The sequence below is a fragment of the Parafrigoribacterium mesophilum genome (assembly GCF_039652555.1).
Taxonomy (GTDB): Bacteria; Actinomycetota; Actinomycetes; order Actinomycetales; family Microbacteriaceae; genus Parafrigoribacterium; species Parafrigoribacterium mesophilum.
Genome location: NZ_JBDJAF010000001.1, coordinates 2,065,768 through 2,090,782, shown reverse-complemented (window position 1 = coordinate 2,090,782; position 25,015 = coordinate 2,065,768). Strand labels below are relative to the sequence as shown.

General features: G+C 68.0%; 22 protein-coding genes and 1 tRNA gene. 16 read left to right on the top strand and 7 right to left on the bottom strand.

Going from position 1 to position 25,015, the window contains the following annotated elements:
* The first annotated feature begins 324 nt into the window (after positions 1-324).
* The 3 genes from ABFX56_RS09950 to ABFX56_RS09940 all read left to right on the top strand — a co-directional run bounded on the left by ABFX56_RS09950 (position 325) and on the right by ABFX56_RS09940 (position 3,494).
* Positions 325-1,107: an IclR family transcriptional regulator gene (locus tag ABFX56_RS09950; protein WP_346233086.1), complete on the top strand. Its 783-nt coding sequence runs from the start codon at positions 325-327 to the stop codon at positions 1,105-1,107.
* Between the two features lie 109 nt (positions 1,108-1,216).
* Complete coding sequence (locus ABFX56_RS09945) at positions 1,217-2,308, top strand: amidohydrolase family protein (protein WP_346233085.1); 1,092 nt, start codon at positions 1,217-1,219, stop codon at positions 2,306-2,308.
* Between the two features lie 37 nt (positions 2,309-2,345).
* Positions 2,346-3,494, top strand: coding sequence for an FAD-dependent oxidoreductase (locus tag ABFX56_RS09940; protein ID WP_346233084.1), 1,149 nt, complete (start codon positions 2,346-2,348; stop codon positions 3,492-3,494).
* Positions 3,495-3,651: 157 nt separating this feature from the next.
* Here ABFX56_RS09940 and ABFX56_RS09935 read toward each other — a convergent pair whose 3' ends face one another.
* The 3 genes from ABFX56_RS09935 to ABFX56_RS09925 form a co-directional block, all read right to left on the bottom strand.
* On the bottom strand, positions 3,652-4,632 hold the full coding sequence (locus ABFX56_RS09935; RefSeq protein WP_346233083.1) for an ABC transporter substrate-binding protein: 981 nt from the start codon (positions 4,630-4,632) through the stop codon (positions 3,652-3,654).
* Positions 4,633-4,791: 159 nt separating this feature from the next.
* Positions 4,792-5,106: a DUF427 domain-containing protein gene (locus ABFX56_RS09930; protein ID WP_346233082.1), complete on the bottom strand. Its 315-nt coding sequence runs from the start codon at positions 5,104-5,106 to the stop codon at positions 4,792-4,794.
* A 182-nt stretch (positions 5,107-5,288) separates the two neighbouring features.
* A complete protein-coding gene (locus ABFX56_RS09925) occupies positions 5,289-5,933 on the bottom strand; it encodes a 2-phosphosulfolactate phosphatase (protein ID WP_346233081.1) in 645 nt (214 codons plus the stop codon).
* 366 nt (positions 5,934-6,299) lie between these two features.
* Here ABFX56_RS09925 and ABFX56_RS09920 point away from each other — a divergent pair, with 366 nt between their 5' ends.
* Positions 6,300-7,778: a DEAD/DEAH box helicase gene (locus tag ABFX56_RS09920; RefSeq protein ID WP_346233080.1), complete on the top strand. Its 1,479-nt coding sequence runs from the start codon at positions 6,300-6,302 to the stop codon at positions 7,776-7,778.
* Between the two features lie 93 nt (positions 7,779-7,871).
* On the opposite strand, the gene ABFX56_RS09915 is transcribed toward ABFX56_RS09920, so the two are convergent.
* On the bottom strand, positions 7,872-8,489 hold the full coding sequence (locus ABFX56_RS09915; RefSeq protein WP_346233079.1) for a GyrI-like domain-containing protein: 618 nt from the start codon (positions 8,487-8,489) through the stop codon (positions 7,872-7,874).
* An 88-nt stretch (positions 8,490-8,577) separates the two neighbouring features.
* Between ABFX56_RS09915 and ABFX56_RS09910 the strand changes: the two genes are divergently transcribed.
* Positions 8,578-10,065 carry an SDR family NAD(P)-dependent oxidoreductase gene (locus ABFX56_RS09910; RefSeq protein WP_346233078.1) on the top strand — a complete coding sequence of 496 codons (1,488 nt, stop codon included), beginning with the start codon at positions 8,578-8,580 and terminating at the stop codon, positions 10,063-10,065.
* 90 nt (positions 10,066-10,155) lie between these two features.
* On the opposite strand, the gene ABFX56_RS09905 is transcribed toward ABFX56_RS09910, so the two are convergent.
* Positions 10,156-10,698: an NUDIX hydrolase family protein gene (locus tag ABFX56_RS09905; RefSeq protein WP_346233077.1), complete on the bottom strand. Its 543-nt coding sequence runs from the start codon at positions 10,696-10,698 to the stop codon at positions 10,156-10,158.
* 155 nt (positions 10,699-10,853) lie between these two features.
* Between ABFX56_RS09905 and ABFX56_RS09900 the strand changes: the two genes are divergently transcribed.
* The 10 genes from ABFX56_RS09900 (at position 10,854) to ABFX56_RS09855 (ending at position 22,853) form a co-directional block, all read left to right on the top strand.
* A complete protein-coding gene (locus tag ABFX56_RS09900) occupies positions 10,854-11,480 on the top strand; it encodes an alpha/beta hydrolase (RefSeq protein ID WP_346233076.1) in 627 nt (208 codons plus the stop codon).
* Between the two features lie 63 nt (positions 11,481-11,543).
* Positions 11,544-16,442 (top strand): Lhr family ATP-dependent helicase, encoded by a 4,899-nt coding sequence (locus tag ABFX56_RS09895; protein WP_346233075.1) that lies wholly within the window; start codon positions 11,544-11,546, stop codon positions 16,440-16,442.
* Positions 16,443-16,451: 9 nt separating this feature from the next.
* The gene (locus ABFX56_RS09890) at positions 16,452-17,219 is read left to right on the top strand and encodes an Fpg/Nei family DNA glycosylase (RefSeq protein ID WP_346233074.1); all 768 of its coding nucleotides are present in this window, start codon (positions 16,452-16,454) and stop codon (positions 17,217-17,219) included.
* A gap of 87 nt (positions 17,220-17,306) precedes the next feature.
* Positions 17,307-18,083: a hypothetical protein gene (locus tag ABFX56_RS09885; RefSeq protein WP_346233073.1), complete on the top strand. Its 777-nt coding sequence runs from the start codon at positions 17,307-17,309 to the stop codon at positions 18,081-18,083.
* A gap of 67 nt (positions 18,084-18,150) precedes the next feature.
* Positions 18,151-18,780: a DedA family protein gene (locus ABFX56_RS09880; RefSeq protein WP_346233072.1), complete on the top strand. Its 630-nt coding sequence runs from the start codon at positions 18,151-18,153 to the stop codon at positions 18,778-18,780.
* Between the two features lie 211 nt (positions 18,781-18,991).
* Positions 18,992-19,765, top strand: a complete 774-nt coding sequence (locus tag ABFX56_RS09875) for a DUF1932 domain-containing protein (RefSeq protein ID WP_346233071.1) — start codon at positions 18,992-18,994, stop codon at positions 19,763-19,765.
* Positions 19,762-20,502 (top strand): GntR family transcriptional regulator, encoded by a 741-nt coding sequence (locus ABFX56_RS09870; protein WP_346233070.1) that lies wholly within the window; start codon positions 19,762-19,764, stop codon positions 20,500-20,502. Before ABFX56_RS09875 ends, ABFX56_RS09870 begins: the two co-directional genes overlap by 4 nt.
* A gap of 52 nt (positions 20,503-20,554) precedes the next feature.
* On the top strand, positions 20,555-21,496 hold the full coding sequence (locus tag ABFX56_RS09865; protein WP_346233069.1) for a DUF6282 family protein: 942 nt from the start codon (positions 20,555-20,557) through the stop codon (positions 21,494-21,496).
* Positions 21,493-22,209, top strand: a complete 717-nt coding sequence (locus ABFX56_RS09860) for a PIG-L deacetylase family protein (protein ID WP_346233068.1) — start codon at positions 21,493-21,495, stop codon at positions 22,207-22,209. Before ABFX56_RS09865 ends, ABFX56_RS09860 begins: the two co-directional genes overlap by 4 nt.
* On the top strand, positions 22,206-22,853 hold the full coding sequence (locus ABFX56_RS09855; RefSeq protein WP_346233067.1) for a 4-carboxy-4-hydroxy-2-oxoadipate aldolase/oxaloacetate decarboxylase: 648 nt from the start codon (positions 22,206-22,208) through the stop codon (positions 22,851-22,853). The genes ABFX56_RS09860 and ABFX56_RS09855 overlap by 4 nt, the downstream gene beginning before the upstream one ends.
* 103 nt (positions 22,854-22,956) lie before the next feature.
* Here the strand turns inward: ABFX56_RS09855 and ABFX56_RS09850 are convergent, their stop codons facing one another.
* Positions 22,957-23,979 (bottom strand): nitronate monooxygenase, encoded by a 1,023-nt coding sequence (locus tag ABFX56_RS09850; protein WP_346233066.1) that lies wholly within the window; start codon positions 23,977-23,979, stop codon positions 22,957-22,959.
* Positions 23,980-24,029: 50 nt separating this feature from the next.
* A tRNA-Ser gene (locus ABFX56_RS09845) sits at positions 24,030-24,119 on the bottom strand.
* 99 nt (positions 24,120-24,218) lie between these two features.
* Here ABFX56_RS09845 and ABFX56_RS09840 point away from each other — a divergent pair.
* Positions 24,219-24,977 (top strand): SGNH/GDSL hydrolase family protein, encoded by a 759-nt coding sequence (locus tag ABFX56_RS09840; protein ID WP_346233065.1) that lies wholly within the window; start codon positions 24,219-24,221, stop codon positions 24,975-24,977.
* Positions 24,978-25,015 lie beyond the last annotated feature (38 nt).

Here is a 25,015-nt window from a genome sequence, read left to right as displayed (position 1 = left end):
TCTCGGCTGTTGCTGCGACTGGGTGTGTACGTGTGCAGGCGGTTCAGGCCGCCGTGGGGAAACCAGCTCGTGGGTTCCAGACTCCTCATCGGGAGCGTGTCTTCAGCTCCTTCCCCGAACGTGCGGGAGGATCCATCGGGAAAGCCACTGTCGCATCATTGCGCACTGCTCCGGTCATCCTCTCGGGCGCTGTCTCCCTGGAGGTGAATGGGGGACAGCACGGCCAGCATCCGGATTTTCCACGCGGCAAGCGGTTCAAACCCGGTTGCTGATGCTAACCACTTAATCCCACCCTCCGGCAAGGAAACGTGAGAACGTTCTACTATGCAGAATGGAAGCGACTCTCGGACCGAGCCGCCGGCCTACCTGATCGGGTCGGTCGACAACGCGTTGCAGCTGTTGCTGCTCCTCCACGAACGCAGCGAGCTTCGGGTTCGGGACGTTGCCGCCGAACTGGATGTAGCGCCCTCCACGGCGCATCGCATCCTCTCCACGCTGGCCTGGCGGGGCTTCGTCGTGCAGGACCGCGGCAGCAAGACCTACCGCGCCGGCCGGGTGCTCGTCGAGATCGCGCTGGCGTCGATCAAGGAATTGGACGTGCGCCGCAGGGCGCGCAGCCACATGGAGCGGCTCGCGCGACTGCTGCACGAAACGGTGAACCTGATCGCTCTGGAGGACGACGGCTGCCGATTCATCGACGGCGTCGAGGGCGACCAAATGGTGCGGGTCTCCCCGCGCACCGGCACCCTGCTGCCCGCCTACGCCACCTCGGGAGGCAAGGTCCTCCTCGCCAATCTGCCTCCGGAGCAGCTGAAATTGCTCTATCCACACGGTCTGCGCAAACTGACCGACAACACGGTGACCGACCTCGGCAAGCTGGAGAGCGAACTGGCCATCGTGCGCAAACGCGGTTACGGGCTCAACATCGGCGAGAGCCAGGTCGGACTGTGGGCGGTAGCAGTGGCCATCCGGGACAGATCCGGCCATCCCATTGCGGCCCTAGCAGTGTCGACTCCGACCAGCCGGATGCTGCCGCCGGCGGATATCGCCGTGCGCGTTCAAGCATTGCGGGAGACCGCCGAGGCCATCGGCGCGGACCTCCTCTAGCGCCGGGCATTCCTCCCCACGGAAAATCTCCCGCGATTGTTGCGTTCGCTGTGCTCCGTCGATAACTGTGGGTGGCACGAGTCGAGCCTCACCAGTCAGGAGACAATCCGTGCCATCCGAAGAGTCCGTGCTGCCCGAAGAATCAGCGTTGTCCACCGGGGGCGCTCAAGGATATCTGCGCATCGCCACCGAGGAAGCGTACGCGCCACCGGAAATGTTCGCGCTCTACCGAGAACAGCTCGCCGCGGGCACGAACGAGAACATCGGCTTCAACGTCTTCGAGAACTACCTGCTCAACAACACCAACCCCTGGCCGCGGAGCATCGTCGAACGCATCCAGGATCTCGGCGAGCGCCGCCTGGCCGACATGGATGCCGCGGGCATCGACCACCAGGTGCTCTCACTCACCTCGCCGGGGACCCAGGTACTGGGGGTGGACGACGCCAGGCGGATCGCGACGATCGCGAACGATCGCATTGCCGAGGCGTGCCGCCGGCATCCGACGCGGTTCTCCGGTTTGGCCGCCGTCGGCTTCGACGAACCGGAGACGGCCGTGGCCGAGCTACAGCGTGCCATCACGGAGTTGGGGCTCAAAGGTCTTATCGTCAATTCGCACATCAACGGCGAGTACCTCGACAACCCGAAGTATTTCCCGATTTTGGAAGCGCTCCAGGATCTGGATGTGCCGCTGTACCTGCATCCAAATCTGCCCAACAACCGGATGATCGGGCCACTGACCGAAGCCGGTCTGGATGGCGCGATCTTCGGATTCGGCGTCGAAACCGGAATGCACCTGCTGCGCATCATCACCTCGGGGCTGCTCGACCGGCTGCCACGGCTCAAGATCGTGGTCGGGCACCTCGGCGAGGCGCTTCCGTTCTGGCTCTCCCGCATCGACTTCATGCACGCCGGCCAGGTGCGCACTCAGCGCTACGATGCGATCAAGCCGCTCGAACTCGCCCCGAGCGAGTACTTCAAGCGCAACATCTGGTTGACCACCTCCGGCATGGCGTGGGAACCGGCCATCAGCTTTGCGCGGTCGGTGGTCGGCGCCGATCGCGTCATGTATGCCATGGACTATCCGTACCAGTACCAACTCGACGAGGTTCGCACTCAAGACAACCTGCCCTATTCCGCCTCGGAGAAGAAGGCCTTCTTCGAGTCCATTGCCAAGGACGTCTTCCGGCTCGACATCGGGTGAGACCGGGGCACCGCCACGACACCGAAGGAGGCAGAGCGTGCGGGTGATCGTCGCGGGCGGCGGAATCGGCGGGTTGACCGCGGCCGCGGCGCTGGCTATGCACGGACATCACGTCACCGTCCACGAACGTCGGCCGGATCTGACCGAAGCCGCGGGTGGCGCCATCGTGCTCGGCGAGAACCTCCTGCTCGCCCTCGATTACCTCGGCGCCACCGAGGATGCAACCCGAGGCGGTGATGCCAAGAGCTCGTTCTCATACGCCGACACCCGGGGCAGGGCACACACACCGTCCCAGCACAACCTTTCCGGTGGCCGGTACTACTACGTGTCCCGAGCCGGATTGCACCGCGCGCTGCTGAACGCGGCGGTGCGTGCCGGAGCCAGGATCGTCGCCGCATCCGGGGTGAAAGCTGCCCGGGCCGATGGCACCGTGGTGTTTGAGAACGGGGACGAGGCCCGCGTCGACTTGGCCGTCGGGGCCGATGGGGTGGGCTCTGCGATTCGGCGGTCCATGGACATCGCGGTGCGGACCAGATCCCTCGATCACTATGGAGTGCTCACCGCGCTGGACTACCTGCTGCCCGAAACCGAGCAGGGCAGCAAGACGGAACGGTGGAACGGCACACTTCGGATGGGCTACGGCTGGCTGGGGGACGGTGCCTCAGGCGTTTATCTGTCGTGTCCTGCCGATGGACTCAGCGCCGATCGCCGTTCCCTCAACGCCGACCGATGGATGACGAGTTTCCCGGATCAGGCCGAGATCATCCGCAGTGTGATCGCCTCAACACCCAAGGTCTCGGCGCTGTCGGAGCTGGTGTGCTCCTCGTGGTCGGATGGCCGGGTCGCACTGCTTGGCGACGCAGCTCACGCCATGCCGCCGCATCGTGGACAGGGCGCGGCGATGGCGGTGCTTGACGGTATCCACCTGGGACAGCTGTCTGCCCGCACCGACGCAGCGCTGGATTCCGATTCAGGCATACGCCATCTGCTGCATCAGTGGGAGCTCGAGGTGCGCCCCGTGGTGAGGCGAACGCAGCGCAATGCGGTGTTGTACTGCCAGGCCCAGTCCCATTGGCCCAACGCACTGCTGCCGCTGCGGCCGTGGTGTTTCCGGAGCACCGCCAAGTGGGTGCGCCACCTCGACCTCGGGCTTCTGACGAACCTCACGCCGGCGTCGCCGGCGTAACGGACTCATCAACTACGCCGTCGCGTGCAGACCCAGCGGTCGACCACATTGTCGTGGTAGATCGCCTGGGCGAGCGCCTGTTGCACCCGGTGAAGCACCGGGTGTCGCCGGCCCCGGGGTCGGGGGCAGTCGCATCCAGCCCCGGAGCCGGCCGATGTTACTTCTTCGGCTCCCAGACCAGGTCGCTGACGCTGACCGTAGATTTGATCCAGTCGAAGTGCTTCATCTCCTTCTGAATGTGGTCGATCGACTCGACATTGATCTCGGGAACGAAGTTCGTGGCCAACGACTGTGCGGCCGCCACTTCCGGTGTCAACTTCATGTGCTCAACCAGCGTGCCCAGCACCTCGTCCTGGTGGTCTTTCGCGTAGAGGATCGCTTCCTTCATGGCATCCTGGAAGGCCTTGGCGACCTTCGGGTTCTTGTCGAGGTAGGTACCAGTACCGGCGAAGCAGTAGATCGTGGCGTTCTTCCATACCACCGAATTCGGATACATGATCAACTGGGCCCCACCCTTCAGCGCCGTGTCAAGAAACGGCGATGAGACCTGGGCGCCGTCCACCCGACCATCGGCCAAGGCCTGTGGCATCTGCGGGAACGGTATCGCCACGTACTGCACGCCCTTCACGCCGGCGTCATCGAACAGCTTCTCCATGCCGAGGCGATTGATGCTGCCCAACTGAACGGTGGCGACCTTCTTGTTGGCGAACCCTTCCAGCGACGTGATGCCGCTGGCCTTCGAGGCGACCAGGCCGCTCTCTTCATCTTTGTCCGGAACCTGGCCGGCGACCGGTGACACGCACTTCAGGCTGGTGCCGGCCAGTGCAGCGTTGATCAACACCGGCGTGGTGATGAAGCCGAATTGCTCGGTTCCGCTGACCAGGGCCGCCGACACTTCGATGGGCGATGCCGCATTGTGTGTCGTGACCTTGAGGCCGTGCTTTTCGAAGATTCCATTCTCCATGGCGTAGAACAACACGGCGTCCGGGGAGAACGGCACGATACTCACCGAGACATCGGTCAGTTCGGCTGGTTTCTCGGACGCGGTCCCGCTGTTGTCCCCGGCCGGCCCGGCGCTGCATCCGGCAAGAGCACCGACCAGCATCGTCGCCATTCCAAGCTTGATAATACGTCGCATTCTGCAACCCCTTTCGTGCGCAGTCTGCGACCTCCATGTCGCGTACCGCGGCGGTGGCACTTCATTCAGCAAAGAACAGGCAGCCTGATAATCAAGAAGCCTGTCCTGGATTATGAACTGCCCATGCGGAACGCGTCAATACTTCACGACAACACCGACCTAGCTGTCGACGACCTTGATGTTCTTCCAGAAGGCCACGTAGCCGCTATAGTCCTTGCCGACACGCCGGAACGAACTGGGCATCGGCGACGGATAGCTCCACGCCTGATCCTGCAGTACTCGTCCGTCGGCGGACGGGTCGGTCACGCTGAAGTACTGGCAGACGCCCTTCCACGGGCAGGTGTACGGGGTGTCGCTTTCCATCAAGAACTCGGACTTCACGCTGTCCGGCGGGAAATACCAGTTGCCCTCGATCGAAATCAGATCATCCTTCGCCGCTTCCGCGATCACCGTGTCACCCAGAACTGCCTTCATCGCACTCTCCTCGTGTTGATGTCGTTATCTATGCGTCATCATGCATGTGTCATTTGGCTCGATGGCATCCCGGATGCCAGTCGCCGCCATGGCGTGCAGTCACCCCGCATGATTCACCCCGCATGATTCCCCACAGAACGTGCAACGCCGGACACCCGCAGGCCATTCCGGATAGCGGTGCATCAGGGCCGAAGCGGGTCGCGCAGAACCGTGACACTCTGCGACGCGTCGATCTCACTCGCGAGGTCGACGTCGCTTCTACGGCCCAGGTCGATCAGTTGTTGCCCGCTCCCCGAGGCACTCACCAGGTGCGCGGTGGCCCGGGCCAGCGAGGTGAACGCCGCACACGCGGCGGCCGCCTCCGGGGAACAGTAGTCGATGCCGGCACCGGCCAGCGCGTCGACCACGGCGCCCGCGGCGAGCAGGTCTTCAACGGTGAACCTGGGCGTACCGTCGGTGCGCACGCCTCCCGCGGCGATCACCGCAACGGTGAACCGATCCCCCTTCGCCGCCTGCTGGTCCAGCACCCACCGCGCAATAGCCCCACGGTTGCGGAAGCCGCCGGCCACCACCGCAGCGTGCGGCAGGGCGCCGCCGAGCGGATCGGTGCCGAGCGGATCGGTGCCGACCGGATCGGCATCCGGGCGGGCGGCATCCGGAGCCTGATTCGCAGCGCGCGGCGCGGGGTTCGTGGCATCTGGAACCTGATCGATGTCGAGAACGTCAACCCAGACCACCACGTCCACGCCGTGCCCGATCGCGGCGGCCCCGGCAGCACCCCACTCGAACCGCACCTGGTACCGGTACTGAGAATGCGGGTCTTCCACTCGCCCAGCCTAACCGGCCCCTCCCACCCCGTTTCACGGAGAATCTGTCATCCGTAGCCTAGTTGCCGACCAATCCGGTCCCCAGGTGCAAAAACTCCTTGAAACGGGCCAGCAGCGGGTGGCTGCTATGCTGAGGGTACTTGCGAATCCGCTTGTCGGGTTCCCTGCGTCGTTGAACGCTTGTTCTCGATGACGTGCTCACGTGCGTGATCGAAGGACTTACTCTTCTCGCCCCGTGTCGGGGCTCGTAGACAATTTCTGCGGCGAACGGATGTGGCCATCGCCACCTTCGCCAACCACCGCCGGTGCTGTGCAATGCATCGTGCCCGGCGGTATCCGATGCCCGAAAGGCACCACGCATCTCATATGTCTGAAACATCCTTCGGCACGCTCGGCGTGCCCGCACCACTGATCTCCGCCCTCACCAAGGGCGGCATCACCTCCCCGTTCCCGATCCAGGCGGACACCCTGCCGGACACCCTCAGCGGCCGCGACGTGCTCGGCCGCGGCAAGACCGGCAGCGGCAAGACCCTCGCCTTCGCCATTCCGATGGTGGCGCGCCTGGGCGGCAAGCTCGCCGGCGGTCAGCGCCGCGCCGGCCGGCCGCTGGGCCTCGTGCTCGCCCCCACCCGGGAGCTGGCCACCCAGATCACCGCGACCATCGCCCCGCTCGCCGAGGCGTATGGCCTGAAGATCACCACGATCTTCGGCGGCGTCTCCCAGCAGCGGCAGGTCGCCGCGCTGAAGGCCGGTGTCGACATCGTCGTGGCCTGCCCCGGCCGCCTCGAAGACCTCATGCAGCAGCGCTTCGTCGCCCTGGATGCCGTCGAGATCACGGTGCTGGACGAGGCCGACCACATGGCCGACCTCGGCTTCCTCCCCATCGTCACGCGCATCCTGGACAAGACGCCGGGCACCGGCCAGCGCCTGCTGTTCTCCGCCACCCTGGACAACGGCGTGGACAAGATCGTCAAGAAGTTCCTCCACAACGAGGTGCACCACTCGGTCGACGACGTCAACTCGCACGTCGAGGCGATGACCCACCACATCTTCGAGGTCGACTCGCTGGAGGCCAAGAAAGACCTCGTGCAGATGCTCGCCTCGGGCACCGGCCGCCGCATCCTGTTCATGCGCACCAAGCACCACGCCAAAAAGCTGGCCAAACAGCTGACCGACGCCGGCATCCCGGCCGTCGACCTGCACGGCAACCTGTCGCAGTCGCAGCGCGACCGCAACCTCGCGACGTTCGCGGCCGGGGACGCGCGCGTCATGGTGGCCACGGATGTCGCCGCCCGCGGCATCGACATCGAGCACATCGAACTGGTAGTGCACGTCGACCCGCCGGCCGAGCACAAGGCCTACCTGCACCGCAGCGGCCGCACCGCCCGTGCCGGATCCGCCGGCGACGTCGCCGTGGTCGTGCTGCCCACCCAGCGCCGGGACACCGCCGCCATGCTGCGCAAGGCGCAGATCACCGCCGTTCCCGAGCACGTCACCGCCACCTCCGCGTCGGTCGTCGCACTGGTCGGCGAGATCGCCGCGTACGTGAAGCCGCAGCCGCGGGCCGCCGTGCAGCCGCAGGGCCCCGGACGCGGACGCTCCCAGGGTGCCAACGCGCAGCGCAAGCACGGCAACCGCGGCGCAGGTGCAGCACCCCGCCACGATCGTTCCGGCCGTCCCGCCACGGATACCGCCCGGGCCGGCCAGCCGGCGGGCCGCGGTTCCAGCCAGCGCAGCGCGTCGCATCCGCCCCGCGCCGGACGTCAGGCCAACGCGCCGCGCACCTACAGCACCTCGACATCGGTGGGCGGCGAGCGTCGTTCCGGGCGGCGCGCACAGGGCTGACCCGCTCGATGCCGTAAACGCTGCTTGAGGACCGGCCTCCGAATCCTGTTGTGCCGGGTGTGCCGACGCCCGGCGGGCACGGCCCGGATGCCGCTAGTCGGCGGGCCGCACCGGTTGCCGCAACACGGTCCGCAGCTTCTCCGGCGCGGTGGCGCGCGGGCTGCTCAGGTAGATCTCGTGGTGCCGACCGTTTTCCACGAGCCGGTGTTGCGGCAGATAGCGGCCGTGCATCCGAGTGATGATCGCGCCTTCGGCGCTGTACGGGCCGATATGCAGGATCTGCACCGAGCGGCCCTCGAGCAGCCGCGCGTGCCTGAGGGCGCCGGCGGCGTGCGGTGCCGCGTCGTGGGCCTTCGCCACGGCGGCCTCCAGCAACTCCGGCGGCAGCCACTCCGGCTGGCGAATCATCATCGTCCACAGCCATTCGCTCTTGGGCACCTGGGTGAACGGCACCAGATGCTCTGCGTACCAGAGCCCCTCCAGCGGCCCGACGACATAGTCGCGACCCAGCTCCGCCACGCTCAGCTGTCTGGCGGCATCCGAGGCGGCCAGCAGCGCGCCGACCGCATCGCCGCGACTCACAGCCCCGGCCGACTCCTCGTCGCCGTCGACCATGAGATAGGAGAACATCGGCACGTCCACCTCGCTGAACTCCTGCGGCGACGGTGAGTAGAGTTCCTCGTTCTCCGTGCGGAAATCGAAGATTGTCACGTATCCAGTCAACCCCGCGCCCGGGAGGTTCGCCAGACGCGGGCGGGCTCCCAGCGTGTGTCTGACCGGCCTCGTTTAGAATTGCCTGGTGAATTCACAGCGGCGCGGCGGCGCTCCTACCGCGCCGGACGGGACCGGTATCGACCCCGCCGACCTCGACACCGTGCTGCGCGTACTGCGGTCGATGGATGCGATGGACGAGCAGCATCCGGACTTCGTCGCCGTGCGGCGGGCGACGGCGCGGATGTTCAAGGCCGTCAAGCGCAACCGGCGCCTCGAGAAGCGGGCCGGCATCGCCGAGGCCGACCGCGCCGTCGTGGCGGCCACCGCCACCGGCGCCCCGGACCGCATCGACGATGAAACCCGCGGTGTCCCGCTGTCCACCTCGGCGAGCACCGCCACCGCCGGCACACTGCGCAAATCCCGCGCCTGCTACGTCTGCAAGCAGCAGTACACGCTCGTGGACGCGTTCTACCATCAGCTCTGCCCGGATTGCGCCGCGTTCAGCCATGCCAAACGCGACGCCCGCACCGACCTGACCGGCAAGCGCGCGCTGCTCACCGGCGGCCGCGCGAAGATCGGCATGTACATAGCGCTGCGGTTGCTGCGCGATGGCGCGCACACCACGATCACCACGCGGTTCCCCCGCGATGCCGCCCGCCGGTTCGCCGGGCTGCCGGATGCCGCAGACTGGCTGCACCGGCTGCGCATCGTGGGCATCGACCTGCGCGATCCGGCCCAGGTGATCGCGCTCGCCGAGTCGGTGGCGGCGCAGGGGCCGCTCGACATCCTGATCAACAATGCCGCGCAGACGGTGCGCAGGTCGGCGGGCGCGTATTCGCAACTGGTCGAGGCTGAGCTGGCACCGCTGCCGGACGGGCCGCTGCCGGAGCTGGTCGTGCTCGGCCGCACCAGCGACGCGCATCCGCTCGCATTGGCGGCGTCGGTGGCGTCGCATCCGCCGGCCACGCCCACCGCTCTGGCACCGGCGGAGCTCACCGCACGGGCCCTAGCGGCCGGGTCCTCGTCCCTGGCGCACCTGGCGGCGGGCACGGCGATCGACGCCGGCGGTCTGCTGCCGGACCTGCACGAGGTGAACAGCTGGACCCAGACCGTGGAAGGCGTCGAACCGCTGGAGATGCTCGAGGTCCAGCTGGCCAACACCACGGCGCCGTTCCTGCTGATCAGCCGGCTGCGGGCATCCATGGCCGCCTCGAACGCGCGCCGCAAGTACGTGGTGAATGTGTCGGCGATGGAGGGCCAGTTCGGCCGGAGGTACAAGGGCCCAGGGCATCCGCACACCAACATGGCCAAGGCCGCGCTGAACATGCTCACCCGCACCAGCGCCGGCGAAATGCTGCAGAACGACGGCATCCTGATGACCGCGGTGGACACCGGATGGATCACCGACGAGCGCCCGCACCCGACCAAGGTGCGCCTGGCCCAGGAAGGGTTCCACGCGCCGCTGGACCTCGTGGACGGCGCCGCCCGAGTCTACGACCCGATCGTGCGCGGCGAGGCCGGCGAAGACCTGTACGGCGTCTTCCTCAAGGACTACAAGCCCGCCGCCTGGTAGCCGCACCCCTGCAACTGTTCCCGTTCCGGCTAGTTGTGCCCGGCGCAACGGACACAACTAGCCGGAACGGCAACAAATGAGCCAGCGCGGTTACAGCAGCTGGCCGACGGATGCGAGTGCGGCCCGCAGCAGGGTGCCGCGACCGCCCTCCATTTCCGCCGCGATCGAGTCCGAGGATGCCTCCCGCGGGGTCATCCAGGTGAGTTCGAGCGCGTCCTGGCGCGGCTCGCAGGTGCCGGTGACCGGCACCACGTAGGCCAGCGACACGGCGTGCTGCCGGTCGTCGGAGAAGGTGCCGATGCCCGGCAGCGGAAAGTACTCGGCGACCGAGAACGGGACGGGGCTCGCCGGCAGCAGCGGGAACGCCATCGGGCCGAGGTCCTTTTCCAGGTGCCTAAACAGTGCAGAGCGCAGCGTCTCCCCGTACATCACCCGGCCGGACACCACGGTTCTGGTCATCTCGCCCGCCGCGTTGGCACGTAAGAGCACGCCAACTTCGGTCACCTGGCCCACGCCATCCACCCGCACCGGGACCGCCTCGACGTAGAGGATCGGTATGCGCCTGCGCACGTGCGCCAACTCGTCGTCGGAGAGCCAGCCGGGATTCGGATCGGGGGTACCTACGGAACTCATGCTCCATTGTTGCCCATGGCAGTGGTGACGCGGCGGCCATCCGCCGCGTCGCGCTGGTTGGCGGGTCGCCGGACTACGGCTACGGTGATGAGCGTGGCGCAGCTTTTCGGGCCCACCAAAAAAGCCGACAGAGCCGACAGATCGGAAACACCTCGATGGAGATCAACCAGGATGCCGTGCGCTGGTCCGCCCCGGAACGCGAGCGCGCCGGCCGGCCGCTCCTGGTGCTCATGCACGGTTACCTGTCGCACGAAAGCGACCTGTTCGGGCTGTCTCCCCTGATGCCGCTGGGCCCGGTGATCGCGTCACTGCGCGCGCCGATCACCCTGGAAACCGGCTTCGCCTGGTTCCCCATTCCTGACAACGCCACCGTGCCAGAGCAATTCGAGGCAGCCAACGAGTCGGCGCGCGCGGTGCTGGCCTGGCTCGACACGGTGCAGTCGACATCCGTCGGCCTGCTCGGCTTCTCACAGGGCGGCGCCATGGCACTGCAGTTGCTACGGCACGCGCCGGAGCGGTTCGCCTACGCGGTGCAGCTGTCCGGGTTCGCGCTACCGGGGGATCTTCCCGGGGACGAGACGCTGACCGCCCGCAAACCACCGGTGTTCTGGGGACGCGGCACCCTCGACGAGGTGATCCCCGTGCGCGCGATCGAGTTCACCGAGGCCTGGCTGCCTCAGCACTCCTCCCTCACCGCGAACATCTACGAGGACGTCGCCCACGCGATCTCGGAGCAGGAGCTGTCGGATGCCGGCAGCTTCATCCGCAAGCATCTGGACTGACCGCCGCCGGCCGCAGCGCTCGAATCCGATGCCATTGTCGGATGTGCGGGGGAAGATAGACGGATGAGCGATGCGCTCGAGAACTTCTCCCCGGCGACCCGCCAGTGGTTCCTCGGCGCGTTCGCGGCACCCACGGACGCCCAAGCCGGCGCCTGGAGCGCCATCGCGGCCGGTTCCCACACCCTCGTGGTGGCCCCGACCGGGTCTGGCAAGACCCTCGCCGCGTTCCTGTGGTCCATCGACCGGCTCGCCACCGAACCGGCCGCCGAGCCGCGCACCACCCGAGTGCTGTACATCTCGCCACTCAAGGCACTCGCCGTCGATGTCGAACGCAACCTGCGGTCGCCGTTGGTCGGCGTGACGCAGACCGCGAAGCGGCTTGGCCTGCCGACCCCGGTGATCACGGTCGGCGTGCGCTCGGGCGACACCGTCGCCTCCGACCGCCGGATGCTGCTGCGCCGGCCACCGGACATTCTCATCACCACGCCAGAGTCGCTGTACCTCATGCTCACCTCGGCGGCCCGTGACACCCTGCGTGGGGTGGAGACGGTGATTGTCGACGAGATCCACGCGGTCGCCTCGACCAAGCGCGGCGCACACCTCGCGGTGTCCCTCGAGCGATTGGATGCACTGCTGGAGCGGCCGGCGCAACGGATCGGGCTGTCCGCGACGGTACGCCCGCCACAGGAGGTGGCCCGGTTCCTGGGGGGCGCCGCACCGGTCACGATCGTCGCCCCGCCCGCCGCGAAGACGTTCGATCTCAGCGTCGTCGTACCGGTCGAAGACATGACCGAGGTCGGTTCGGCGCCACGACAGGAGGGCTCAGCGGCGACCGGCCAGCCGCAGGCGTCGATCTGGCCGCACGTCGAGGAGCAGATCGTCGACCGCATCCTGGAGAACCGCTCCACCATCGTGTTCGCCAACTCGCGTCGGCTGGCGGAGCGACTGACGGCCCGGCTGAACGAGATCTACTCCGAACGGCTGACGGAAGCCGAAGCTGCGCTGGGCGTACCCTCCCCGGTGGTTGAGCCTGTCGAAGCCATCGAAACCGTAGAGAGCCGGGTAATGGCCGGGGTCTCGACAAGCTCGACCACCGGAAAAGACTTGATCACCGGTACCGATTCCGGCTCGAAGGGGGAACCGGCCCCCGCCCAGCTCATGGGTCAGTCGGGGTCCACCACCGGCGCGGACCCGCTCCTGGCCCGCGCGCACCACGGCTCGGTCTCCAAGGACCAGCGGGCGATGATTGAGGACGACCTCAAGTCCGGTCGGTTGCGCTGCGTCGTCGCCACCTCCTCGCTGGAGCTCGGCATCGACATGGGCGCGGTGGACCTGGTCATCCAGGTGGAGTCGCCACCGTCCGTCGCCGGCGGCCTGCAACGTGTCGGCCGCGCCGGCCATCAGGTGGGCGAGATCTCGCGCGGCATCCTGTTTCCCAAGCACCGCGCCGACCTCATCCACACCGCGGTCGTGTCCGAGCGGATGTCCGCCGGACTGATCGAGGCGATGTCGATCCCTGCGAACCCGCTCGACGTGCTCGCCCAGCACACCGTGGCGGCCGTCGCCCTGGATGCCGTGGCCGTCGAGGAGTGGTTCGACACGGTGCGCCGCAGTGCCCCGTTCGCGAGCCTGCCGCGCAGTGCCTTCGACGCGACGCTCGATTTGCTCAGCGGGCGGTACCCGTCGGATGAGTTCGCCGAACTGCGCCCCCGCATCGTCTGGGATCGGGTCAAGGGCACGCTCACCGGTCGGCCCGGCGCGCAGCGGCTCGCCGTCACCTCGGGCGGCACGATCCCCGACCGCGGGCTGTTCGGGGTGTTCATGGTGGGGGCGGAGGCCGGCTCGCGCGGCGGCGGCCGGGTCGGTGAACTCGACGAGGAGATGGTCTACGAATCCCGGGTCGGTGACGTGTTCGCACTCGGGGCGACCAGTTGGCGCATCCAAGACATCACTCACGACCGGGTCCTGGTCACTCCGGCGTTCGGGCAGCCGGGCCGGGTACCGTTCTGGAAGGGCGACGGCATCGGCCGCCCGGCGGAACTCGGCCGCGCGATCGGTTCGTACATCCGGGAGGTTGCTTCCTCGTCGGAGGAGGACGCTCGCGCCCGCGCCGCCGTCGGCGGCCTGGACGATCTGGCGGTGAACAACCTGCTCGCCTTCGTCGAGGACCAGCGGAAGGCGACCGGTCACGTTCCCACTGACCGCACCCTGGTCGTTGAGCGCTTCCGCGACGAACTCGGCGACTGGCGCGTCGTCATGCATTCCCCGTACGGCATGCGTGTGCACGCGCCGTGGGCGCTGGCGATCGGCGCGCGCATCCGGGAAAAATACGGCACGGACGGCTCCGCCATGGCCAGCGACGACGGGGTGGTGCTGCGCATCCCGGACACGGATGCCGAACCACCCGGCGCCGACCTGTTCCTGTTCCCCTCCGACGAGCTGCGCGACATCGTCACCGAGGAGGTCGGCGGCTCCGCGCTGTTCGCCTCCCGGTTCCGGGAATGCGCGGCGCGGGCGCTGCTGCTGCCCCGCTACAACCCGGGGCGACGGTCGCCGCTCTGGCAGCAACGGCAACGCTCCGCGCAGCTGCTCGCGGTCGCCGCGAAGTACCCGAGCTTTCCGATCGTGCTGGAGACGGTGCGCGAGGTGCTGCAGGATGTCTACGACCTGCCCGCGCTGACCGAATTGGCGCGCGAAATCGAGAGCCGGCGCATCCGTGTCGTAGAGGTCGAGACCGAGCAGGCGTCACCGTTCGCGCGGTCCCTGCTGTTCGGCTACGTTGCCGCGTTCATGTACGAGGGCGACTCGCCACTGGCGGAACGGCGGGCCGCCGCGCTGTCGCTGGACCCCACGTTGCTGGCCGAGTTGCTGGGCCGCGCGGAACTGCGGGAGCTGCTGGACGAGGCGGTGATCGAGCAGACCGAGCTGGAACTGCAGCGCCTGGCCCCGGACCGGCGGGCGCGAGACGCCGAGGGGATCGTCGACCTGCTGCGGCTGCTCGGACCGCTGACCACCGCCGAGATCGCGCAGCGCACGGTGCCGGGGGTGTTTCCTGCTGACCGGGCTCCCTTCGAGCCCTTCGAGACAGGCGCTAGAGCGCCTTCCTCAGGGAGCGAATCCGCGTCGCTCCCTGAGGAGCGCGCGAGGAACGAGCACACGTCGCTCCCTGAGGAGCGCGCGAGGAACGAGCACGCGTCTCGAAGGGAGCCCCCCGACTCCCCGCTCGAGCGGCTCGCCCACGCCAATCGGGTCTTCGCCACCACGATCGCCGGCGAAGGCCGCTGGGCCGGCATCGAAGACGCCTCCCGGTTGCGCGACGCCCTCGGCACCCCGCTGCCGATCGGCATCCCGACCGCCTTCGTCGAGCCGGTCACCGACCCGCTCGGCGACCTCGTCGGCCGTTACGCGCGCACCCACGGTCCGTTCACGGTCTCCGCTGTCGCGGCACGGTTCGGGCTCGGCACCGCCGTCGTGCTCGACACGCTCCGGCGCCTCGCCGGCGAGCGGCGGGTAGTCGAGGGCGAATTCCGGCCAGGCGCCTCCGGCAGCGAGTGGTGCGACGTGGAAGTGCTGCGCCGCCTACGCAGCAGATCACTGGCGGCACTGCGTCACGAGGTGGAGCCGGTTGACGCCGCCACTCTGGGCCGCTTCCTGCCCGCCTGGCACAATGTTGGCGGGCCGCACAGCACCTATCTCAAGGGACTGGATGGCGTGGCCCACGTCGTCGACCAACTCGCAGGCGTGCCGCTGCCGGCCTCGGCATGGGAAAGCCTGATCCTGCCCGCACGCGTGCGCGACTACTCTCCCGCGATGCTCGATCAACTCACCACCACCGGTGAGGTGCTCTGGTCCGGCAACGGGTCGCTGCCCGGCAACGACGGCTGGATCAGCCTGCATCTGGCCGAGAACGCGCCGCTCACCCTCGCGGTTTCGGATCCCGACCACGCGGCATCCGGATCCCTCGCCGACAGTGTCCTCGCCGACCCCGCGCTCGAGCGGGACGTGCTCGCGGCGTTGGCGGGAGGCGGGGCCTACTTCTTCCGGCAACTCGGAGCCGCGATCGGCAGCACCGACGACAGTGCCCTGCTGAGTGCCCTGTGGGATCTGGTGTGGGCCGGCCGGATCACCAACGACACGCTGGCGCCGTTGCGTGCGCACCTGGGCAGCCGCGGTCGTGCCGCGCCGCACTCGCGCACGTTCCGCGGCCGGGCCCGGGCCCGGGCCGGCCTGCCGCGTCAGTCCGGCCGGCCGAGCGCCGGAGGCCGCTGGTCGCTGCTTCCGGCTGTGGAACCGGATGCGACGGTGCGCGCTCTTGCGACCGCCGAGGCGCTGCTGGCTCGGCACGGCGTGGTCACCCGTGGAGCAGTGGCGGGCGAAGGGATTCCCGGCGGGTTCGCCCAGGTGTACCGGGTGCTGAGCCGGTTCGAGGAGAGCGGCAGGGCCCGGCGCGGCTACTTCATCGAGGGTCTCGGTGCCGCCCAGTTCGCGACCGGCGCCACCGTGGACCGGCTCAGAAGTTTCACCCGCGAGGTGGATTCGACCGAACCGCCGGCGGCGCTGGCGCTGGCGGCCACCGACCCGGCGAACCCGTACGGCGCGGCATTGCCCTGGCCCCCCGCCACCAAAACGAACGCGGACCCGCACGCCAGCGACTCGGTCGACGGCGCACCGGACAAGCGCGGCCACCGCCCAGGACGCAAGGCCGGCGCGCTGGTGGTCCTCGTCGACGGAGCACTTGCCTTCTACGTCGAGCGCGGCGGTAAGAGCGTGCTCACCTTCGGTCTCGGCGACGAGGTGCTGCCGGTCGCCGCCGACGCGCTGGCCGCGGTGGTGCTGAGCTCGGGCGGCAACCTGCGCGTCGAACGCGTCGACGGCGTCTTCATCATCGGCACCGCGCTCGGCGATGCGCTGATGCGGGCCGGATTCAGCACCACCCCGCAGGGTCTGCGGCTGAGGGCGTGAGGCGCATCCGTGCCTGAAGGGGACAACGTCTACCTCACCGCCCAGAACCTGAACGCGGTGCTAGCCGGGCGCACGCTCGTGCGCTGCGACATCCGGGTGCCCGCATTCGCCACGGTGGATCTGACCGGCGAGCGCGTGGACGAGGTAATCAGCCGCGGCAAACATCTGCTCACTCGAGTGGGAGACTTCACCATTCACACGCACCTGAAGATGGAGGGCTCGTGGCACATCTACCGACCCGACACCCGGTGGAGGCGCCCGGAATGGCAGGCCCGCATCATCCTGGCGAATACGGAATGGCAGACGGTCGGTTTCCAACTGGGCATTGTCGAAGTGGTGCCGCGGCACGCCGAGGACAGCGTGGTCGGGCACCTGGGCCCGGATCTGCTCGGGTCGGACTGGAACGCGCGACTCGCGCTGGAGCAGCTGCTGGCGGCACCGGATGCGCCGGTGGGCGCCGCCCTGCTCGATCAGAGAGTGATGGCCGGTTTGGGCAACGTCTACCGCAACGAACTGTGCTTCCTGCGCGGGGTGCTGCCGACCCGGCCGGTCGGCCAAGTGAACGAGCCGGAACGGCTGATCGACCTCGCTCACCGGCTGATCAACGCCAACAAGAGTCGCACCGCACGCACCACCACGGGCAAACTGCGGGGCGACACGGCCTGGGTGTACGGCCGCGCGGGGCAACCCTGCCTGCGCTGTGGCACCACTATCCGGCACGGCAGCGTCGGCGAGCCGCCGCGGGACACCTACTGGTGCCCGCACTGCCAGCAGTAACCGGGGCCCTGGGTCTTAGAGCGATGGTATTCCCGGTGTTAGGGTTGCCTAAGTTGAGCTTGCCATTCCGTCACCGAAAGGGCTCACATGAGCTACACCACATCAGCACTCCTCGCCGAGAAGGGCTTCGTGATCCTGGACCGGTACCATCAGGACGCCGACCCCAGGGAATGGCTCGACCTCGAGTATGTCGATTGGAAATCATCCGGGGACACCCGCTTCGCGCCGCTCACCAGCGCCGACGGTGAAATGGACGTCAACGGATTCTGGAACCACCAGCCGCCCCGTGCCGACAAGGACGGCGTGTGGATCGACGCGCAGGTAGCCAAGGCACCACAACTAGCCCGCCGCGCGCAGGAGCCCGGCGCCAACGTCGGACGCTGCCGGGTCATCGAGCTGCAGCCCAACCAGTACGCGGACGCCCTCTACAACCTGCACCAGGACGACAACAACCGACTGAACCCCGACGGCAGCGGCTGGATCGTCCGCGGGTTCTTCAACCTCACGGATGACGCCGGCTCGTACTTCGTGCTGCGCGAGAGTCGCTTCGACCCGAGCACCGAGATCCGCATCGCGCTGCCGGCCGGCGCACAGGTCGTCATCGACACGCAGCGCTTCTGGCATGCCACCTGGCATCCGGGACCGCAGCCCCGGTACAGCCTGATCACCTCGTGGGAGTCAGGCCCGGCACTGGATGCGTACATCGAGAAGTACCACGGCACCAACGAGCACACCAACGCCCCGCTTGACGCCGCGGTCATCGAGGCGGCAGAAGCGGACGTGCGGCACCGTCTCGCTGAGCGTTCCGCGGCCCAGGCCGCCCGATCGCAGACCAACAGGGGCGTGTACAGGCCGGAGCCCTAACCGGACCAGGGCGCCCCGACCACCGCCCGAGACCTGCTCGACACACTCACGCAGTCAGGAGAGCCGGATGCTTCCACTCGCCGCGCTAGACGGTCAGGCGTCCGACTGGCTCACGACGTTCGGCCCGATTGTCTTCTATCTCATCGTCTGGGGTCTTGTATTCTCCGGCACCGGGCTCTTCGTCGGAGTGTTCATCCCGTTCATCACCGGCGATTCCCTGCTGTTCGCCGCCGGACTGATCGCCGCCAGGGCCGACGGCGTCGATATCTGGGTGCTGGCCGTCGGGGTCGGTGTGGCGGCGTTTCTTGGGGACCAGCTCGGCTTCGTCCTCGGACGTCACTACGGCCGCCCGTACCTCGACCGCCGGAAGGGCGGTTGGATCGCGTCGGCCGTCGCCAAATCGGAGAAGTTCTACGACGACCTGGGCTGGTGGGCGGTGGTGGTGGCCCGCTTCATCCCGTGGGGGCGTGTCTTCGTGCCGGCGATCGCCGGCATCGCCCGGATGAACTACTACCGGTTCCTGGCGGCGAACCTCGTCGGCGCGCTCGCGTGGGGCGTGCTGATCACGGTCACCGGCTACTTCGCCGCCACCATCCCGAGCGTCAAGTCTTCGGCCTATTTGGTCGGCGGAGCGTTCATTCTCGCGTCGATCATCGCCGGCGTCGTGAGCTGGCGTCGCAACCGCACCGCCCTGTAGCCTCCGGCACCCGGCACCCACCATCCGTGCCCTTTCATTATTCAGGACGTCGTGTGACGGACGTGGCAGGAGTTGCCGGACGTGGTCACGTTTGCCTCGTACACCTCACCCGTCACACAGCCTCCTGAATAATGAAAGGGCATGAGGGGGCCGGATTGTTAATAATCCTGTACACTCGATTTTCAACAATGCTGTTGACCGAGGAGGTCGCGTGACCACTGTCACCGTCGTGGGATTAGGCGAGGCGGGCAAGCTTTACGCCACGGGGCTTCTGGAGTCAGGAGCCGTCGTGCGCGGCTACGACCCCTACGTCACTATTTCGGACGGCTCGATCCCGCAGTTTGATGACATCGTCACCGCCGTGGACGCGGCCGACCTCGTGATCAGCCTGGTGGGGGCCTCGGCATCCACCCCGGTCGCCGACGCCGTGATCCCCTACCTGGGCGGTTCCACCGTCTACGCCGACTTCAACACGGCTTCTCCCGCGGTGAAGACGAGCCTCGCGCAGAAGGCCGCGGACGCCGGCATCCAGTTCGCCGACGTCGCGGTGCTCGCCCCGGTCAACCGGGCCGGCAGTAAGACCCCGTTGATGACCAGCGGGACCGGCGCCCAGCGGACCGCGGACCTGCTGAAGCCGTTCGAGGTCCCCATCGAGGTGATCCCGGGTGCGGCGGGAACCGCGGCCAGCCGGAAGCTGCTGCGCAGCGTGTTCATGAAAGGTCTGGCCGGCCTCGTGCTGGAGACCATCGCTGCCGGAGACGCGGCGGGCAACGAAGCCTGGATTCGCGACCAGATGGCGGCAGAGCTCGGCCCGGACGGTCATGCGCTGGTCGAGCGGCTCTTCACTGGCAGCCACACTCACGCGGTACGCCGCACCCACGAGATCGCGGATGCCCTGGAGTACGTAAAGCAGCTCGGCAGCCCGAGTTGGATGACCGAGGGCGCGCTGAAGTGGCTTTCGAGCCTGGCCGAAGGCCGATCATGACTGCCCTCACCGACGACCAGCTGCCACCTCGTCAGCAGCACACCGCCGCGCCGAAGCGCAAGTCCTCCACCAAGGACGGCTATCAGCGGCTGCACGCCGACATCGTGCGGGGGCGTGTCATGCCGAACGAGCGTCTCGTCGAGTCGGATCTGATCGACTCGCTCGGCGTGTCGCGCGCGGCGGTGCGCATCATCCTCGCCCAGCTGGAGAACGAGGGGCTCGTCATACGGGAGCTCAATCGAGGAGCCCGGGTGCGAATGGTGTCCGAGTCCGAGGCGTTCGAGATCATCCAAACCCGCGCGGCGCTGGAATCGCTGGCGGCACAAGGAGCCGCTCTCCACGCGACGGATGACGACATCCGCTTCATGCGCAATCTTCTGGTCGAAATGCGCGGCTACCTGGATTCCGGGGACCTGCTCACCTACTCCGACACCAATTCGAAGCTGCACGCCACGGTGACCGCGATCTCGCGCAACCAGACCGCGGCCCGACTCATCGCCGAGTTGAGGGCACAATTGGTGCGCTTCCAGTACCGCACCGTACTTGTGGTCGGCCGCGCCAAGAATTCCATCGCCGAACACACCGAAATCGTCGAAGCGATCGCCGCGCACGACCCGGAGCGCGCCGGAACGGCCATGCGCATCCACCTTTCGCACGTCGCCGAGACGTTGAAAGACACCACGGGGGCGCGCTCCCAGCACACGTCCCAGGTGGCGACGGGCCCGAGCGCCGCATGACCAGCACACGGCCACATTCAACACAGCCACATTCACCTGCCTGGGAGGCACGATGACCGACCACCCAGTACCGAGTGACCACGCCCGCGCCCTGGTCCTCGGCGCCTACGACACCCACGTCCACATCGCACCGGATGTGATGCCCCGCCGGATCGACGACGTGTCATTGGCCAGGCGGTTCGCGGAAGTCGGCATGGCCGGGTTCGTGCTGAAGTCGCACTATGTGTCCACGGCCGAACGCGCCGAAGTCGTGCGCGGGGTCGTCCCCGGGGTAGATGTGCTCGGAGCGGTGACGCTCAACGGATCGGTGGGCGGAATGAACCCGGTCGCCGTCGAGATCGCCGGTCGGCAGGGGGCGAATACCATCTGGTTCCCCACCGTGGACAGCCTGAACCAACGCGGGAGCCGGGCCAAGATGCCTGAGGGCGCCACCCCGCCGATGTGGGCGCAGTTGCAGGATGACCTCGCCGCGAAGGGAATCATGGCTCCTGCGATCGCCGTGCTCGACGACCAGGGCGGCGTTCTTCCGGAAGTGCGCGACGTGCTCGATGTGATCGCCGCGCACGACATGGTGCTCGCCACCGGGCACCTCAGCCAGCCCGAGATCGTCGCGGTCGTCGACGCAGGGCTCGACGCCGGCATCCGTCGTATCGTCGTCACGCATCCGGAGTTCACCTCCCAGCAGTTGCCAGTCGACGTGCAGCAGCGCCTCGCTGGGCGCGGCGCACTGCTTGAACGGTGCTTCACCACGCCGTACACCGGCAAGGTGACGTGGGAGGAGCTGTTTGACCACATTCGCGCGGTCGGCCCGGAATACTCGATCTTGTCGAGCGATCTGGGCCAACCGTTCAACCCGCCGGTCGAGGACGGGCTGGCCTTACTGGCCGACCAACTCCTCCGAGCCGGCTTTACCGATGAGGAGATCCACGTAATGGCAGTACTGAACACCCGCCGAATGGCGGCACCGGCGAACATTCCGGGACGGGCAGCATGAGCGCCCGCAGGATGCTCGTGGTCGGCGCTCACAGCGCGGACTTCGTCTGGCGCGCCGCCGGCACCATCGCCAAGCACACCAGCGCTGGCGGGGAGGCCATCGTCGTCGCGCTCTCCTACGGCGAGCGCGGCGAATCCGGCGCGCTGTGGAAGGAGCCCGGTCAGACGGAGGAGAACGTCAAGCGGATCAGACACGGCGAGGCCGAGAAGGCCGCCAACGCGGTCGGTGCGTCGTTCCAGGGCTTCGACTTCGGTGACTACCCGCTCGAGGTGGGGCCGGAGCGTGTCGACCGGCTGGCCGAGCTGATGCGGGACTTCGCCCCGAACGTGGTGATCACCCACCCGGACAAGGACCCGTTCAACCCGGACCACCCCGTCGCGTACCAGACCGTGGCGCGGGCGCGTCTGCTGACCTCCGGTGCCGGGGTCGCCAGTGGCTTCCGTACCGCCAAGCCATCCGAATTCCTGGTCTTCGAGCCGCACCAGCCGGAGCTGAGCGGGTTCATGCCTCAGGTGTACGTGGACATCACCAGCGTCATCGACTCGAAGAACGAGGCGATGGCGGCGATGGCCGCGCAGGTCTACCTGCGCGAATACTACGGTCAGCGTGCGGAACAGCGCGCCAACCATGCCCGCAAGGTCACCGGCAACGCCGAGATCAAGTACGCCGAGGCGTTCCAACGGATCGTGCCGAACGTGGTGGACGCGCTGTGAGCGGGGTCAGCCAGGACATCCTGGAGGAACTCGCCGAGCTCGGCACCGCCACCGTCTACGAGGCGCAGGGCCGGCGTGGGTTGATCGACATCCAGTTCACCCAGCTGCAGCCCGGTTCCCGGGTGGCCGGGCCGGCCCGGATCGCCTCCTGCGCTCAGGGCGACAACTGGGCGGTGCACGCCGTGATGTCGCACCTGACCCCCGGCGACGTGCTGGTGCTCACGATGCCGGAGCCGCAGCCGGTCGCGCTCGTCGGCGACCTGCTGCTGACCCAGGCGCAGGTGCACGGGGCGGCCGGGGTGCTGGTGAATGCCTCGATCCGCGACTTCGAGGAGGTCACCGAACTCGGCCTGCCGGTGTGGGCGAGATGGATCCGTGTCCGCGGTGCCGTCAAGGCCGATCCCGGCCACGTCGACGTGCCGGTCACCGTGGGAGGCGCCAGCATCGAGCCGGGCGACATCATCATCTTGGATGCCGACGGCGCGGTGGTCGTGGCCCGCGACGAGGTAGATGCCTCGCTTGCTGCGGCCCGGGCACGTCGCGACAAGGAGGCCGCCATGCGAGTTCGGCTGAAGGCCGGCGAGCTCAGCTACGACATGCACGGGCTGCGTGCCCGGGAGGCCGAGCTGGAATCCCAGGGATGAGCGTCCGATAATTCGAGCCCCGTCGAAATCGCCCGTACGCGGGTCTCGACGGGGCTCGACCACCGCGACAGGGCTCGACCACCGGAACGTGTGATGATGGCCGTCAGCCGCGGGCCCACAGCCCCACGATGACGTCGGCGGCCGGCGCTTCGCGAATGTCGCGGAATCCGGTGCCGGCCCACAGCGAGACGCCGCCCGGGTCGCCGGCGGCCGCCGCGGCGGCGCGCAGCGGCCGGGTGAGCTGGTTGACCTCGGGGTACGCGGCCGGGGCGGTGTCGTCGTGGTCCATGATGAACCGGTTCGTCAGTCCGCGGGCGAGCCGACCCGAGAATGCCCGGGTGAGCGTCGTGCCGGGATACGCCCCCGAGCGCAGCGCCTCCTTGTGCACGGCGGAGGCTCCGCACTCCGGGGTCAGGAGCAGCGCGGTTCCCACCTGCGCCGCCACCGCACCGCGGGCCAGTAGCTCGACGACCCGCTCGGCCGTGCCGATGCCGCCGGCCGCGACGAGCGGGAGCGCGCTGACCGACTGCACGTCCGCGAGCAACTGGTCTAGGTCGCGGGTATCCGGTGACTTGTCGACCGCGTGCGTGCCGCGGTGGCCGCCGGCATCCGGACCCTGCACCACGAGGCTGTCGGCACCGGAGGCCTCAGCGGCGGCGGCCTCGTCCGGATCGGTCACCATGACGCTGACGTGGGTGCCGACCGCGTGCATCCGTTCGACGACATCGGCCGGCGGGGTGCCGAACGTGAAAGACACCACGGGCACCGGATGCGCGAGCAGGTATTCGATCTTGTCGGCCCAGTGGTCCGTGGTGTCCGCGGCCGGCTGCGGCAGTGGCACGTCGTAGCGCGCCGCATCGGCCTCGAGCTCGGCACGGTAAGCCTGCACCTGGGCTGGATTGCCGCGCACCGTCCCGGGGACGAACAGGTTCACGCCGAACGGGCCGTCCACGGTGGTCAACGCCTCAGCGACCTGGGCGGCCAAGGCATCCACGCTCTTGCTGCCGGCGGCGAGGAAGCCGAACGCTCCCACCGACGCGGCGGCGCGTACCAGCGCCGGCGTGGACGGACCGCCGGCCATAGGTGCGGCGAGAATTCGGATGCGCAAGTCGGTGAAGGTGAACACGCCTCCACGTTACGACGCCGCGGGCGCGCATGGCAGCACGACGGCAGGAATGGCGGTACCGGTGGGATTTGAACCCACGGTGGGCTTTCACCCACACAACTTTTCGAGAGTTGCACCTTCGGCCACTCGGACACGGTACCGCGGACGAGTTTAGTACACGATCGGGCCTGGTTTGCTTCGAGCGCGGCCCTACCGGCTGCGCCCCAGGTAACGGCAAGGTGGGCGAGATACTGTGACGCGTGCTTGTCGACTTTCGTGATGCCGTGCTGCTGGCGGTGATCTCCGGCATCGCCCTCGTAGTGGTGGGCGGAGCGGTGATCGTGTGGCTCGTCGAGCGGCGCCGCCATCACGGCGAAACCCACCTGCTGAGCACGCACCAGATCAACGCGAAATGGTGGAAAGACCAGCGCACAGGCACCGGCGACCTGCTCTATGTGGCGATGGGCGACTCCGCGGCTCAAGGCATCGGTGCGAGCCGGCCGGGCCGCAGCTACGTCGGGCTGATCGCCAAGCACTTGCGCGCCAGTTCCGGTCAGAGCGTGCGGGTGATCAACCTCAGCCAGGCCGGCGCGCGGCTGCGAGACGTGCTGGCGAAGCAGGTGCCCCAGCTTCACGGCCTGGAAGCGGACGTCATCACGGTGTCGGTGGGTGCGAACGACATCGCGGAGTTCGACCGGAAGCGATTCGCCCGCGAGTTCGAGCAACTGTGCGCAGCGTTGCCGCCGAATGCACTCGTGGCGGACCTGCCCAGCTTCTACCTAGGCGAGCGGGAACGGAACGTGGCGATCGCCAACACCATCGTGCACCAGGTCGTGGCGGACCACTCGCTCACCCTGGTGCCGCTGCACGACGCCACGAAACGCCGCGGCGTCTCGCGCACCGCGCTGCGGGACGTGTCGGTGGACTTCTTCCACCCGAACGACCGCGGCTACAGCACCTGGGCATCCGCGTTCCTTCCTCTCCTCCCCAAGGCGCTCGACCGGATGCTACGCCGCTAGCGGGCGTGTAGCCGGAGGCTGCGTCGGTGCTGCCGATT